The sequence below is a fragment of the Nodosilinea sp. FACHB-141 genome (assembly GCF_014696135.1).
Classification (GTDB): domain Bacteria; phylum Cyanobacteriota; class Cyanobacteriia; order Phormidesmidales; family Phormidesmidaceae; genus Nodosilinea.
In genome coordinates, this window is sequence record NZ_JACJPP010000004.1 from 53,814 (window position 1) to 66,952 (window position 13,139).

Annotated in this window: 11 protein-coding genes; 6 read left to right on the forward strand and 5 right to left on the reverse strand. The window is 56.0% G+C overall.

Translation table 11 applies throughout. From position 1 onward, the window contains the following. Window positions 1-21: 21 nt before the first annotated feature. The 3 genes from H6F59_RS01585 to H6F59_RS01595 are packed head-to-tail and all read left to right on the forward strand — an operon-like array spanning window position 22 to window position 2,148. Window positions 22-927 carry an SMP-30/gluconolactonase/LRE family protein gene (locus H6F59_RS01585; RefSeq protein WP_190694591.1) on the forward strand — a complete coding sequence of 302 codons (906 nt, stop codon included), beginning with the start codon at window positions 22-24 and terminating at the stop codon, window positions 925-927. Then, complete coding sequence (locus tag H6F59_RS01590) at window positions 920-1,471, forward strand: antibiotic biosynthesis monooxygenase (protein ID WP_190694593.1); 552 nt, start codon at window positions 920-922, stop codon at window positions 1,469-1,471. The genes H6F59_RS01585 and H6F59_RS01590 overlap by 8 nt, the downstream gene beginning before the upstream one ends. A gap of 26 nt (window positions 1,472-1,497) precedes the next feature. Then, window positions 1,498-2,148, forward strand: a complete 651-nt coding sequence (locus tag H6F59_RS01595; protein ID WP_190694596.1) for an SDR family NAD(P)-dependent oxidoreductase — start codon at window positions 1,498-1,500, stop codon at window positions 2,146-2,148. A 91-nt stretch (window positions 2,149-2,239) separates the two neighbouring features. On the opposite strand, the gene ffh is transcribed toward H6F59_RS01595, so the two are convergent. Further along, window positions 2,240-3,712, reverse strand: coding sequence for a signal recognition particle protein (gene ffh, locus H6F59_RS01600; protein WP_190694598.1), 1,473 nt, complete (start codon window positions 3,710-3,712; stop codon window positions 2,240-2,242). Between the two features lie 293 nt (window positions 3,713-4,005). Between ffh and H6F59_RS01605 the strand changes: the two genes are divergently transcribed. Beyond that, window positions 4,006-6,297 carry a GAF domain-containing protein gene (locus tag H6F59_RS01605; RefSeq protein WP_242021208.1) on the forward strand — a complete coding sequence of 764 codons (2,292 nt, stop codon included), beginning with the start codon at window positions 4,006-4,008 and terminating at the stop codon, window positions 6,295-6,297. Window positions 6,298-6,402: 105 nt separating this feature from the next. Here H6F59_RS01605 and H6F59_RS01610 read toward each other — a convergent pair whose 3' ends face one another. Both H6F59_RS01610 and H6F59_RS01615 read right to left on the reverse strand, forming a co-directional pair. Further along, window positions 6,403-6,813, reverse strand: a complete 411-nt coding sequence (locus H6F59_RS01610; RefSeq protein WP_190694600.1) for a hypothetical protein — start codon at window positions 6,811-6,813, stop codon at window positions 6,403-6,405. A 90-nt stretch (window positions 6,814-6,903) separates the two neighbouring features. Further along, the gene (locus tag H6F59_RS01615; RefSeq protein ID WP_190694602.1) at window positions 6,904-7,314 is read right to left on the reverse strand and encodes a thiol-disulfide oxidoreductase DCC family protein; all 411 of its coding nucleotides are present in this window, start codon (window positions 7,312-7,314) and stop codon (window positions 6,904-6,906) included. Window positions 7,315-7,592: 278 nt separating this feature from the next. On the opposite strand from H6F59_RS01615, the gene H6F59_RS01620 reads away from it, so the two are divergent. After that, the gene (locus H6F59_RS01620; RefSeq protein WP_190694604.1) at window positions 7,593-9,542 is read left to right on the forward strand and encodes a tetratricopeptide repeat protein; all 1,950 of its coding nucleotides are present in this window, start codon (window positions 7,593-7,595) and stop codon (window positions 9,540-9,542) included. On the opposite strand, the gene H6F59_RS01625 is transcribed toward H6F59_RS01620, so the two are convergent. Further along, a complete protein-coding gene (locus tag H6F59_RS01625; RefSeq protein ID WP_190515143.1) occupies window positions 9,539-9,745 on the reverse strand; it encodes a hypothetical protein in 207 nt (68 codons plus the stop codon). The two genes, H6F59_RS01620 and H6F59_RS01625, sit on opposite strands and share 4 nt — an antisense overlap. Before the next feature lie 308 nt (window positions 9,746-10,053). Between H6F59_RS01625 and hpxO the strand changes: the two genes are divergently transcribed. Next, window positions 10,054-11,214, forward strand: coding sequence for an FAD-dependent urate hydroxylase HpxO (gene hpxO / locus H6F59_RS01630; RefSeq protein ID WP_190694606.1), 1,161 nt, complete (start codon window positions 10,054-10,056; stop codon window positions 11,212-11,214). A gap of 45 nt (window positions 11,215-11,259) precedes the next feature. Here hpxO and H6F59_RS01635 read toward each other — a convergent pair whose 3' ends face one another. Beyond that, window positions 11,260-13,104, reverse strand: a complete 1,845-nt coding sequence (locus tag H6F59_RS01635; RefSeq protein ID WP_199325510.1) for a CASTOR/POLLUX-related putative ion channel — start codon at window positions 13,102-13,104, stop codon at window positions 11,260-11,262. Between the last annotated feature and the right edge of the window lie 35 nt (window positions 13,105-13,139).

Consider the following 13,139-nt stretch of genomic DNA (forward strand, 5'->3'; position numbering starts at 1 on the left):
ATTCCGTTCTGCGTTATAGCTATGGCCCTTCCAGATCTCTATGCCAACACACCCGTTGAGCTAGTTCCAGCCCAATCTCTAGCGACTTTTCCAGTTAATACATTTTTAGAAAACCTGGCGATCGCCCCCAATGGCGATATCTTTGTCACTAGCCACGAAGCTGGAGAAATTTTTAGGCTCGACACCCATCACAACCTCACTCAATATGCCAAGCTTGACGGCAAAGTCACGGGCATTGTTATCACCGGGTCAGACAACCTTTTGGTCAACGGGTGGACTGCAGAGGGTGTGCCATTTATTGCAACGCTAACCCAGGGAACAGTTGAGTCGCTGCAAACTGTCCCCGATGCGGCTTTTCTCAATGGCATCACCGCCATTGCCCCCGACTTATACCTCATGGCCGACTCCTACCGAGGAGCAATTTGGCTCTTTGAATTAGCAACTAAGGCCGTTAAAATTTGGCTAGAGCACCCGCTATTGGCCCGTAGCGACAGCAGCGATCCCTTCCCAGCCGCCAACGGGTTGAAGCGATTTGGAAACAATTTATACGTATCTAACACGCAGCAAAAGCTGCTGCTGCGCATTCCTCTAAGCCATAATTTGGCACCCCAAGAGCCCGAGCTTTTTGTGTCGGGCACTAACATTGATGACTTTGCCTTTGATACCTACGGCAATCTCTATGGGGCAACCCATGTCTACAACAGCGTGCTGCGCATCAAGCCCGATGGCCAAACGACAGTTATCGCTCAGTCTGAGCAGGGGGTCACTGGCTGCACCGCTGTAGCCTTTCACGGCACAGATTTGTACGTTGTCAACAATGGGGGCATGTTTTTACCGCCACCGGGAGGCGTTGAGCCGGCCCAAATCGTGCGGCTTGAGGTAGGCGTTACCGGCGCGCATCCCAATTGGAAGCTACACCATGATTAGTGACCCTCCCGTAACAGTGGATGTAATGCAAAGCGTCAGACCCGGCAAAGACCGTGAGTTTGAGACTTTATTAGAGAAAATCATCGGCACCGCCAGCACCTTTGAAGGTTATTTAGGCTCCTCGGTCTTTCGACCTAATGAACAAAATCCGTCGGAATATCGCATCATTTTCAAGTTTGATCGGCTAGAAAACTTGAAGCATTGGGAAAACTCCACCGCTCGCCAAAAGTTTTTAAGCGTAGCCAAAAAACTCACAGTTGATGATGGCACATTTTCAATTATTACTGGCCTAGAAACCTGGTTTACGCTACCTGCGAAACCAGGCGTGAAGCCTCCCGCCCGTTACAAGATGGTTCTGGTTTCTGGAGTGGCTATTTTTGCCATCAACCAGGTGCTGGTGTTGCTGCCTAAAGCCTGGTTAGCACCATTTCCTCCGCTGGTGCAGTTACTAATTTTAGTGTTTATTACAACGGCGCTAATGACCTATGTGGTCATGCCTAGACTGACCAAGTTACTAGCTAGTTGGCTCTATCCCCAGCTTTAGTTACCCACCCAACCAGGAGAAAAGTTATGGCAAAGTTGTGCGTCATTGTAGGTATGGGTGAAGGCAACGGCATGGCGATCGCCCGCAAGTTTGCTAGCGAAGGTTTTGCGATCGCCATGGTCGCCCGCAACGAAGCCAAGCTGAAAGGCTACCAAGCCACCTTAGAAACCGAAGGCATTACCGCCCACTATTTCTTAGCTGACGCAGGGGATGATGCCGCGCTGACCGCTGCTTTTGCCGCGATTCAAACACAGTTGGGCACGCCAGAGGTACTAATCTACAACGCCGCCGTGCCCCGCATGGAAAGCGTGTTGCAAACCAGCTACGACACCTTGGTCAACGACTTTAAAGCCAATGTAGCGGGGGCGATCGCCTGCGTCCAGGCCATCCTCCCCGCTATGGAGGCTGAGCAAAAAGGCACGCTGCTGTTCACGGGCGGCGGGTTCGCCCTCTACCCCGACCCCAACTTTGTTTCTCTTTCCCTAGGCAAAGCGGGCATTCGGGTGCTGGCCAGCACGCTCCACGCTGCGCTGAAGGATTCGCCAATTAAAGTCGGTACTGTCACCATCTGCGGCACAGTCAACGGCAATGACCCCAAGTACAGCAGCGACCTGATCGCTGAAGAATACTGGAAGCTCCACATCGCTGAAAATGGGGAGTACGAAACGATCTATTGATCTAACATCTAGCCCATCTACACCCCAATACCTGGGGTGGTGGATGGGCTAGATCTGTATTTGTGGCGGCGATCGCAGACCCCCTACCAGCCTAAAGCTGGCCAAAGCCCTTCTTTTTCTTCTGAGCTTTTTGCTTCTTGTTGCTGGGGGCACGGAATCCTGGCTGAGGTCCACCGCCCATGCCCGGTAGCCCCGGCATACCGCCGCCCATACCCGGCATACCGCCACCCATGCCTGGCATACCGCCCATACCAGGGAAGCCGCCGCCCCGACCCATCTGCTGCATCATGGTGCGCATTTTGGTGAAGTCGCTGACCAGCTTGCCCACGTCTTTTTCTTGATGGCCCGAGCCTTTAGCAATGCGGCGGCGGCGGCTGGGGGAGCTAGAGAGCAAGTTGGGCTGCTTGCGCTCCTGGGTGGTCATGGAATTGATCATGGCTTCGCAGCGCTTGAGCTGAGCCTCACCCTGTTCCAGCATGTCTCCAGTAATCTGCTTGCCCATACCTGGGATTAGCTTCATAATGCCGCCCAGCGAGCCCATGCTCTTCATAAAGCGCATCTGCTTGAGAAAGTCGTCGAAGTCAAACTCGGCTTCGAGAATTTTCTGCGTCAGCTTTTCGGCATCGGCGATATCAACAGCTTCCTGAGCTTTTTCGACCAGGGTGAGCACGTCACCCATGCCGAGAATGCGGGAGGCCATGCGATCGGGGTAGAAGGGTTGCAGAGCCTCTACCTTTTCGCCCACACCAATGAACTTGATCGGCTGGCCCGAAATTTGCCGCACCGACAGGGCCGCACCACCGCGGGCATCGCCGTCCATTTTAGTGAGAATGGCCCCAGTAATGCCGATCTCGTCGTGAAAGGTGCGGGTGAGGTTGGCAGCTTCCTGGCCGGTCATGGCGTCGACCACCAGCAGCACTTCGTCGGGCTGAATGGCCGTTTTGATGTCGGCCAGTTCGGCCATCATTTTGGGGTCGATCTGCAAACGACCTGCGGTGTCGACAATGACGGTGTCAACGCCATCGGCTTTGGCTTTCTCAATGCCCTGGCGAGCGATATCCACTGGGTTGGCATCGGTGCCCAGCTCAAACACGGGCACGTCGATCTGCTTGCCGAGGGTAACCAGCTGATCGATCGCCGCAGGGCGATAGACGTCGGTGGCCACCAGCAGGGTACTGCGATTTTCTTTGCGCAGGTGCAGGGCTAGCTTGGCAGTGGCAGTGGTTTTACCCGTACCCTGAAGGCCTGCCATCAGCACCACGGTGGGCTTGGTCGGGGAGTCGGCCAGAGGGGCGTTGGTGTCGCCCATGAGCCGGATGAGTTCGTCGTTCACCACTTTGATGAACTGCTGGTCGGGGCTTACCCCTTTGACCACCTCAATGCCCAAGGCGTTTTCTTTGACCTGGGCGATAAAGTCTTTGATCACCTGGAGGTTGACATCGGCCTCTAGCAGGGCGCGGCGCACCTCGCGCAGGGCGCTGTCGATGTTGGACTCGCTGATTTTGTCCTGACCACGCAGGCTTTTCCAGGCAGACTCAAGGCGATCGGACAGGGCTTCAAACATGGTTTAACGAAGAGAATAATCCTGGGGCGGAAATTCTATTCTAAGGGGTGAAGGCCCTAACCAGGAGCGCAGCTAGCCCAGCTGGGAATGACGCACCGCGATTGGGTACCATAAACATAAACGGAAAACTCAGCCCAGGTGAGCTGACACAAATACTAGGCTGGTGTTGCGCCACAAGGGTAGGGTTTATCCCATCTCTAAAAACTCCTAGGATTCCGCAAAGATGTCAGGGCTGCTGCGGAATTCTCCTGGGTTGCTTTGTAAGACTTTTGAAGGGTACATCAAGAGCAACTATGGCAAACGAATCGTCTCGCTGCATCGATACTGATCGAATAGCTGCCCCTGAGGGGGGACTACTGATAGATATCTCATATAGTCTGGGCGATCGCGATGAATGCGGCCAGGAGGGTGAGACCCCTGATCAAATGATGGCTCAACCAACCTTGCCCTGGCTAGAGCTGATTCAGAACTACAGCCACTTTGCCATGGCGGTGGTGGATGTAGCTACGGCGATCGGCACCCCCACCCCAGCCTATCCGGTGCTGTTTGCCAACCGATACTTTTGCCGGCTGTCGGGCATTTGTTCTGAGGGGAGGCACCTCGACCTCAGCTTTTTTGACCGGCTCTCAGCAGCGGATCAAAAGGGGCTACGGGAGCAGTTTCGACGGCATTTCTTAAATGCGGTGCTGCGCTATGCCTATGGGTCAGACGACTTAGTTTCACAGCGGCTGCTCGACGAGCCGCTGGTGGTGTCGCTGGCCGACTCTGAAACCGGCGAAACCCGCCAGATTGAGCTCCGGCTGCGCACGGCAACGGGGGGCTTGCAGATAACGGCGATCGCCCCCGAGCTTCAGGCTTGCCTAGCAGACTGCTGGCCTGTGGCCCCCAGCCGCGAGCAGGTAACTACTCAGCTGCTCAGCCAAGAACCCGCCTTTAGACAGCTGATTGCGGCCCTTAAGCCGGGCCAGTACAGCGCTAGCGGCCAGATTTTAATCGAGGGCATCGACGTCACCGAGCAGGAGACCTCCAAGGCGCTGATTGAACTGCTGGTGGGTCACGAGTCAGTGCTGGGAACCCGCCGCTTTGAGCAGGCTAACGAGTTGATGAAGCAGCTGTTTAGCGCTACCGACAGCTTTTTGCTGAGCGCCGAGAATAGCCAGGCCCAGCTCTTTACCCAGCTCAATCAACCCGAGTGGCAGACTGCCAACTACGCGATCGCAGAGTTGCAGGGATCAGTCTTTTTGCGGGCAACCGATCGCCGTGAGGTGGTCAACGTGTCCGACCTTAGCCTCGACTGCACTACGGCCTGCGAGGCCGCGATGCTAAATCAGGGGGTGCGATCGCTGCTGCTGATCCCGTTAGTGATGCGCACCGCTCGACTGGGCGACAGCACGGCCCAGATGGTGGGTCTCGTCGGTCTCACCAGTCCCAGACCCTACGCCTTTGACCAGGCCGATTGCAGTCGCGCCACAACGCTGATTCCAGCGCTGACGGCGGCTATGCGCCACAGTGTGCAAGACCGCTTCACCAACATTCACCCCTCGGTGCGGTGGCGGTTTGAGCAAGAGGCCGAGCGCCTGAGCCTGGGGCTGCCCCCCGCCCAGATTGTCTTTGAGAATGTCTATCCGCTCTACGGCATCTCTGATATTCGCGGCTCGTCTGACGAGCGCAACCGGACGATTCAAAAAGATCTGCTAACCCAGTTTCGCCTCGCCCTGGCCGTAGTGGAAGCGGCGGGCCGGGCCGTCAACAATGCTCTGGTGGGGCAGCTGGCCCTCGATCTGGCCGACCACATTGCCTGGCTAGAGAAAGGGGTAACGGTCGATTCTGAAGTGACGTTGCTGCGCTATCTGCAAGGGGAAGTGGAGGTGCATTTTGCCTACTTTGCCCAACACAGCCCCGAGGCCGAGGCCGCGATCGCTCAGTACAAAGCCGCCATCGACCCCAACCATGGCTGCGTCTATGCCGCCCGCGCCCTGTATGACGAAACCATTGGCCACATCAACGGGCTGCTGCGCGATACCTGGACCCAGTGGCAGCAGTCGATGCAGGCGATTACCCCCCACTACTGCGATCTGGAGGCCACCGACGGCATTGACCACATGATCTACACCGGTCGGGCCATCGACCCCAACTTCACCGAGTTTCAGCTGAAGTCGCTGCGCTACGAGCAGCTGCGGGCGGTGTGCGACTGCGCTCGCAAGGGGTTTTTGCTCAAAGCCGCCTACGACACCGACATGACTATCACTCACCTGGTGCTGGTGCAGGGCTACACGGTGGATATCGTCCACGACGAATCGACTGAGCGCCTGTTTGATGTGCGGGGCACCCGCGACACCCGCTACGAAATTGTCAAAAAACGCATTGACAAGGCCCGCGATGCGGAAAAGGGCGATCGCATTACCCAGCCCGGCATGCTGACGGTGGTCTATTCGACTAGCGAAGAGTGGCAGGAGTATGAGCGCTACCTGCGCTACCTCCACCGCGAGGGCATTGTGGCAGGCGACATTGAGCAGGGCACGGTAGAACCGCTCCAGGGAGTCAGCGGCCTCAAGTTTGCTCGGGTAAGGGTGAACCCTGAGTAGGGGCAGCTGCCGTAGAAATAGGCCCCAAAAGGAACCGGGTGCCTGAGAACCGTCCATTCAGGCGTTGGACAACTCAACAGGCACCCGGTTCCTATCAGTCTTGATTTAGCGGCTGCGTTGCAGACCGGGAGGTAGGCCACGGTCACTATCAGCCTGGCGTTGAAGGCCGCGGGGCAGGCCGCGATCGCTATCGACCTGGCGTTGCAGACCCGGAGGTAAATTTTGATCTTCTGCGGTGGTGGTGACTACAGCAGTCTCAGACTCAGGGGTCTCACCTTCAAGCGGTTCGACGAGAACGGACTCGACAGTTTCGAGCGTGACCTCGGAGGTTTCTACCGTAACGGCGGGGGATTCTACCTGGGGTACCACCTCTTGCACTGCAGATACGTTGGGCTGAGGACGCTGCCCTTGCCCTTGTCCAGGGCGGGCGTCTGCGGCGGTGGCGGCTAGGGCAGCGGTGGCCAAAATGCTGAGGGTAGCTAGGGCAAGTTGCGATCGCAGGCTCATAGTGGTCATCCTTGGGTCAACAACGAGGGAGCAGCACGCCCAATTCCGTGTGAGCCACTGCCTTTATGTATCCAAGGTAACCGTGGGGGGTCGAACCCCTCATCTGTAGATACACCCATCTCCGTCGCAAAGGGGATAAACCGAGTCGTAGCGCGCCTGGCGTTTACCAAACAGCTCGTAGCGGCGATCGCGCACCACGGCATAGATTGAGTCGCCCACCGCCTTGGCTCCAGGCAGCGCTCGATAGGCTTGGATAAAGGGGTTGCTCAAAGGCAGCAGCCGGCCAATTTCTTCGGCGGCATCACTGCCCTGCCAGCGGCGCTCAGGGGCCTGCTTATCAATCACAATCATGCCGGCTTCGCAGTCTTGAGAAGTAATGCCGTAGCGAGCTAGAGTGGCCTCGTCCTGCATGGGCACGTACTGAAACTGGGTGCCCTGATCGAGCGACTCCAGCAGCTGCACTAGACTGACGCAGAGGTTACAGTTACCGTCATAAATCACACAGTACATAGTAGTATTGCTGCTGATGGGTCGCCTTATTATCTTAGCCATCCGCTGATTGAGTTTCAGCTGTGGGGTAGATTAGCCCGCACTGCTTTCTTCCTGAAATCGACGCTATATCTTGTCTTATCTTTTTGGGATAGCCGCTGGCCCTTAAATAGGGGTTTAAGCTCTCTGAGGCGTCCACTTCAGAGCACCGATGAGATCGGGCAGCACGCTAACGCATGACCCACGGCCTAGGGTTGCGGGCAACGCCCTAGCCGGTGCATTTACCTCAGCAAAAACTAATGGTTGTGAAAAGACTGATCGATGGACGGTTTCAGTTCATTCGAGTTGTCAGTACTAAGGCCTACACCAAGACCTACCTGATGACCGATCATGGCGATCCGGCAAAGGCAAAGTGCATTGTTAAGCATTTGCAGCTGCCCTCTCACAACACCATTACCCTAAAATTTCTCAACGATTTGCTGGCCAAGCGGGTTAACCTGCTCAAGCGCATGGGCGATCACGAGGCGATCGCCAAAAACCTCTCTACAGTCCAGGAGGGGCAAGACTTTTACTGGGTGCGCGACTATGTTGCAGGCCATTCCCTCATGGCTGAACTGGCTGAGGGCAAACCCAGATCAGAGGCCGAGGTACTGCGCTTTTTAGTCGAGAGCCTGGAAATTTTAGACCTGATCCAACGCCACGGCATTGCCCACCAGAACCTGCACCCCAACAACCTGATTCGGCACCGCGATCGCGGTCACCTAGTGCTGGTAGATTTTGGCCTGATTCAGGATGCGGGCACTCCAGAACCGAGCTTGGACAACGGCAACTCCGCAACTCTCACCGCCGAGTCAGCCTACTTGCCCCAGGTCAAACACCGCCAGTACACCCGCTTTGCTACCGACCACTTTGCCCTAGGCATGATTGCCATGCAAATGGCTACGGGCCTCTCTAACGAGGCTATCCCTCGCCTCAACCAGGATGATTTCTTAGCCCAGATCAAGCTCCAACTCGACGAGTGCTCAACCCTGGGCAACCCCCTCAAAGACATTCTGACCAAGATGGTGTCGCCCCAGCCCGAGACGCAGTATCACCAGGCTAAGGACGTTTTGCTGGACCTGGCCGAGCGAGTGGGCCCCGCTGCCCCGGCGGCTGCAGCCGAGCCCACTAGCCCCCCGCCCCCGGAGAACGGCGCCATGGATTCAGAACGGTCAGCGTCGATGCCGCCCACAGCTCCCCGTTCCGCCCGCCTTAGCCATCGCCCCAAGGTTTGGCTAGGCGCTGGGATCGCGATCGCCCTGCTGACGGTGGCGGGAGTGTTTTTGCTGCGCATTCCCCAACGCATGACGGTCAATGGCTTACTGCAGCAGGCCGAGGCCGCCAAGCAGGTAGGGCAAAAGAATGACTCGCTCAACTACCTCAACCAAGCTATAGATTTAAAGCCCGACCACGGCAAGGCCCTGGCCCAGCGCTCTACTCTGCTGTGGGAGAACGGGCAGTCGGAGGAGGCCCTGCAAGACTTAACCAACGCCATTCAGAACGACCCCGACACGGCCACCTGGTACTTTCAGCGGGGCAACCTGCGCTTTCACCTGGGAGATTTGCAGGGGGCGATCGCAGACTACGGCGATGCCCTAGAGCGCGAAACCACTTATGTTGATGCCCACATCAACCGGGGAAACGCTCGAGCCGAGCTGGGGGATGAGGAAGGAGCCCTGCAGGACTACACCGCCGCCATTAACCTGGCCAAGGATCCGGAAAGCAAGGCCGATGCCTACCTCAATCGGTGCCTATCGCTTTCCAATTTGGCAGACCACGCCGCTGCTCTCAACGACTGCACCGAGGCCGTCAACCTGCGCCCTAACAACAGCCTGGCCTACGAAAACCGAGGGCTAGTCAAGCGGCGACTCAACGATTTTCAGGGGGCGATTCAAGACTTTACGATCGCAATTCAAATCAATGCAGGCAGCCCGGAGCCTTACTACAATCGCGGTTTGACGCGCCAAGATCTGGGCGACTACACCGGAGCCATGGCCGATTTCAATCAAACGATTCAGCTCAATCCCGATCATCCCTTTGCCCATTACGACCGGGGGTTGCTCCATGCGGAGCTGGGGGATATTGAGAGCGCGATCGCCGATTTAGAAACCGTGGCTAGCGCCTGTCTCGACGTCAGCCGCCTGGGCTGCTTTGACGACGCCAAATATCAACTAGAAAAGCTCCGAGCTATTCAGGAAGAAGAACCTTAGCTGCCGCGCATCTGCCGTCGCCCACTGCCCGACCGTTTTTTACCTTGAACGTAGCTGCTAGCAACCGTATCTGCGTTAACCTCAGCAGCCTCAACGGGAGCTAACGGAGCAGCAGCCGTCTGCGGAGACAGCGCCACATAGCTCAAGCCACCCACGCCACCAACTAAAACAGCAGCCAACACTACAGAGAAACGATGCCACATGATGGTATTCCAAATCTGGACAGTTACCTCTTCTCTGTGGCCAAAAAGAATCCAGCTATTTCTGATGTATCAGAAGTAACAAGTTAGTAAACTATTGAGCGGGTTCTTAAAGATTGGGTACAAATACTGCTCAGCCCGTTTTAGCAGTTGACGACCCTAAGCACGGTTGTTAACCTAGCCGCCTTTTGCTGTGCACTGTATACAGAAACGTTCTTTATAGTGAGAATTATCGACGGTGAAACCCAAGGCTCTGCGCCAGCAGGCCACAGCCCTGGCAACATGCCCATCCCAGCAGTTAGGAGCGACCTATGTACAACCTGAAGGCGGTGATTATTGGAGCCGGCATTGGTGGATTGACCACGGGCATCGCCATGCGGCAGGCAGGGTACCAGGTCGAAATTTACGATCGCGCCCAAGAACTGCGACCCGCCGGTGCTGGTATCTCGCTCTGGTCGAACGGGGTCAAGGTGCTTAACCGCCTAGGGCTAGGGGAAAAGCTGGCCGCCATTGGCGGTGAGATGAACGCCATGGAGTACCGCAGCCACACCGATGAATCCCTGAGCTACGTCGATCTGCGCCCCTTGTTTGAGCGGGTGGGCCAACGCCCCTACCCTGTGGCCCGCACCGATCTGCAAACCATGCTGCTCGAAGCCTTTGGCCCCGAGGATGTGCACTTGGGCATGCTCTGCACCGGCGTTGAGCAAGATGAGCACAGCGCCACCGCCATTTTTGAGAATGGGGAGCGGGCGAGCGGCGACTTGGTAGTGGGGGCCGACGGCATTCATTCAGCGGTGCGGACCCATGTGGTAGGGCAGGTCGATCGCCGCTATGCCCGCTACGTCAACTGGAATGGCCTGGTCAAGGCTGACCCTGAACTGTGCGACCCAAACCTGTGGGTACTCTACGTGGGCGACAGCAAGCGCGCCTCGATGATGCCGGTGGGGGGCGATCGCTTTTACTTTTTCTTTGGGGCACCGATGGCTGAGGGCACCCAGGTTGAGCCCACCTACCGCCAGGATGAACTATCAAAAATCTTTCAGGGCTGGCCCGAGCCGGTGCAAAAGCTCATTCAAGCCCTTGACCCAGAGCAGACCAATCGCCTAGAGATTGGCGACATCGACCCGCTAGATTGCTTGGTGAAAGGACGCATTGCCCTCCTAGGCGACTCAGCCCACGCCACCACCCCCACCCTAGGCCAGGGCGGCTGTCAGGCGATCGAAGATGCCGAAGTGCTGACCCGCTACCTGCACACCACCAACATGGGCGTGGCCGATGCCCTCAAGCGCTATGAGGCGGCCCGCAAAGACCGCACCGCCGAGCTAGTGCTCAAGGCCCGCAAGCGCACCAGCATCATCTACGGCTATGTGCCCGCGGCTACCCAGCAGTGGTACAGCGATCTTAAGCAAGAGCCGCCCGAGGCCGTCATTGACGCCCTGGCCAAGGTGATTTTAGCTGGCCCTATGGGCTAGCAAGCGCGTATTGGAACTAGCAGATTGTGAGTCTTCTCAGCGCCATCAGGATTCTGCTAGCAGAATAATCATGTCCTGGGGCTGAAACTCAACGGGCTGATCCTTAGGGGGATTGATCACGACTCCGTAAGATTGGGCTAAGTTTTTGGCACTGGCTTTACGCCGATATCCAATAGCTGATTCTCCCCGCTGTCTGGCCGCTTCTACTACGGTATAAAAATTGACGGGGCGATCGCTGGCTACATAGTGACCAGCTGGTTTGAGGTAAATCTCTGACCCTTCTGGGCTAAAGAGATCGGTCAAGACCGCATTAATATTCTTCTGTTCCGCAACCTGCGCCAGCATGAGGCTAATGAGCTGCTCACTAATGACGAAATCATCTGGGCGGGCGACCTGCGCCAGGGTTTGATTGCGAACATCTAAAAATTCGGTGACGATCTGGCAATCGTGGTGATGGCGATCGCAAATATCTCGCAAATGCAGGAGCGTTACCAGCGTATGGGCATCGGCCTGATCGGTATTGAGGGTCGAATTACACAGCACAACGGCATGGTTATACTTCGTTAGATTGAGGTTTTCTAGCACATCTCGATCGGTAGGATCCCCTTGCTGATAGCTGACCGTTTGTCGTTGAAGGTGCAGCGTTGTCTCTGACAAATTCACCTCTACGGAAGGGAATTCTGCGACAACCATAACGCTTGAACCGGGGGCTACGTATTGATCTAAGAGTTGAATGATCGTCTCGATGCGATCGTTCCAGCCCAAAATTAGCGTGTGCTCGGCGGCGGCTGGGGCGAGCTCAGTTAGTTGAATAGCTTGATAGTCAATTGGAGCGTCTGCTGATTGATTTAGGTAAGTTGTATCGTCATCTTCACTAATGACGATCAGGCGCTCTGAAGGCTGTAAACGCCGCTCATGGGCAGGGTTGAGCTGAATATCGCCATTGACGGTTTGAATGCCAATTACGGCTGATTTGTTGTAGGCCAAAAGCGCCTCACCATAGGTCTTACCACATAGCGCAGGCTCTTCTCGAAAGTAAATTTCGTCGCCGCTAAAGTTCAGTAAATCGATGTAAACTGTTGACAATCCCGACTGTCGACAGGTCTGCACAACGATACGTGAAATCAAGTCGTTAGTTAGTAAAGGCTCTATATCGTCATGGGCAATTAGCTTGAGGACATCTAGGGTTTTTGGGCTTTGTACCTGAGCAACTAGGTGATAGGGTTGGGGGTGCGATCTAGGAATAGTAGTAATCGCCAACAATGTTTTGACTAACTGCGCATCTCCGTGGTCTGCAATTGAATTTAAGATCACGATGGAACGCGCTGTTTGAATATTCACAATGCCCAGATCGGCCATATTGCTAGGGCTGCCGGTGCGGCACACTAAGCGAATCCGAGGTAATTTCCCCAGCACTTCAGCCAGGGCCGTTTCCATTTCAATCTTATCTTTTTCGCTGAGGATGACAATGCAGGTGTTTGAGCGGTTTGCATTAGCCAGCGATAACTCTGAAATAAGGGTAAAAATTTGCAACGACCAACCCAAAATCACAATGTGGTCGGTTTCAATGACGCGCGATCGCCCTTTGCGCAGGTCTTCTAGCTTGGCATCGATGCCGCTGCTGAGCAGACCAATGAGCGTACTGACGACAAAGATGCCGCCAAAGGTGACAAACAGCATGAGCAGGCGAAACCCCCAGCCTGTGTCGCCCCCCACTGCGCCTGAGTCAAGGGTCCGCATCAACACGCCCCACAGAGCTTCGGGAAGATTGAGGCGATCGCTGCCCTCTGGTGCAAGCCCCGAGAGGCTCACCAAAATCGCCATCAGCACAATAAATACTAGGGATAGCAACGCTAGGCCACTGACCAGCGCCACGGTCCCTCGGGCCATGAAGTTGTCAAACCTGTAGCGCAATCGGCCAACAA

Bases quoted from the DNA above. Each gene is read 5' to 3' on its own strand.
- H6F59_RS01625 (WP_190515143.1), bottom strand. From the start codon at position 9,745: ATGTGGCATCGTTTCTCTGTAGTGTTGGCTGCTGTTTTAGTTGGTGGC.
- H6F59_RS01605 (WP_242021208.1), top strand. From the start codon at position 4,006: ATGGCAAACGAATCGTCTCGCTGCATCGATACTGATCGAATAGCTGCC.
- H6F59_RS01610 (WP_190694600.1), bottom strand. From the start codon at position 6,813: ATGACCACTATGAGCCTGCGATCGCAACTTGCCCTAGCTACCCTCAGC.
- H6F59_RS01615 (WP_190694602.1), bottom strand. From the start codon at position 7,314: ATGTACTGTGTGATTTATGACGGTAACTGTAACCTCTGCGTCAGTCTA.
- H6F59_RS01595 (WP_190694596.1), top strand. From the start codon at position 1,498: ATGGCAAAGTTGTGCGTCATTGTAGGTATGGGTGAAGGCAACGGCATG.
- ffh (WP_190694598.1), bottom strand. From the start codon at position 3,712: ATGTTTGAAGCCCTGTCCGATCGCCTTGAGTCTGCCTGGAAAAGCCTG.
- H6F59_RS01635 (WP_199325510.1), bottom strand. From the start codon at position 13,104: ATGGCCCGAGGGACCGTGGCGCTGGTCAGTGGCCTAGCGTTGCTATCC.
- hpxO (WP_190694606.1), top strand. From the start codon at position 10,054: ATGTACAACCTGAAGGCGGTGATTATTGGAGCCGGCATTGGTGGATTG.
- H6F59_RS01590 (WP_190694593.1), top strand. From the start codon at position 920: ATGATTAGTGACCCTCCCGTAACAGTGGATGTAATGCAAAGCGTCAGA.
- H6F59_RS01585 (WP_190694591.1), top strand. From the start codon at position 22: ATGGCCCTTCCAGATCTCTATGCCAACACACCCGTTGAGCTAGTTCCA.
- H6F59_RS01620 (WP_190694604.1), top strand. From the start codon at position 7,593: ATGGTTGTGAAAAGACTGATCGATGGACGGTTTCAGTTCATTCGAGTT.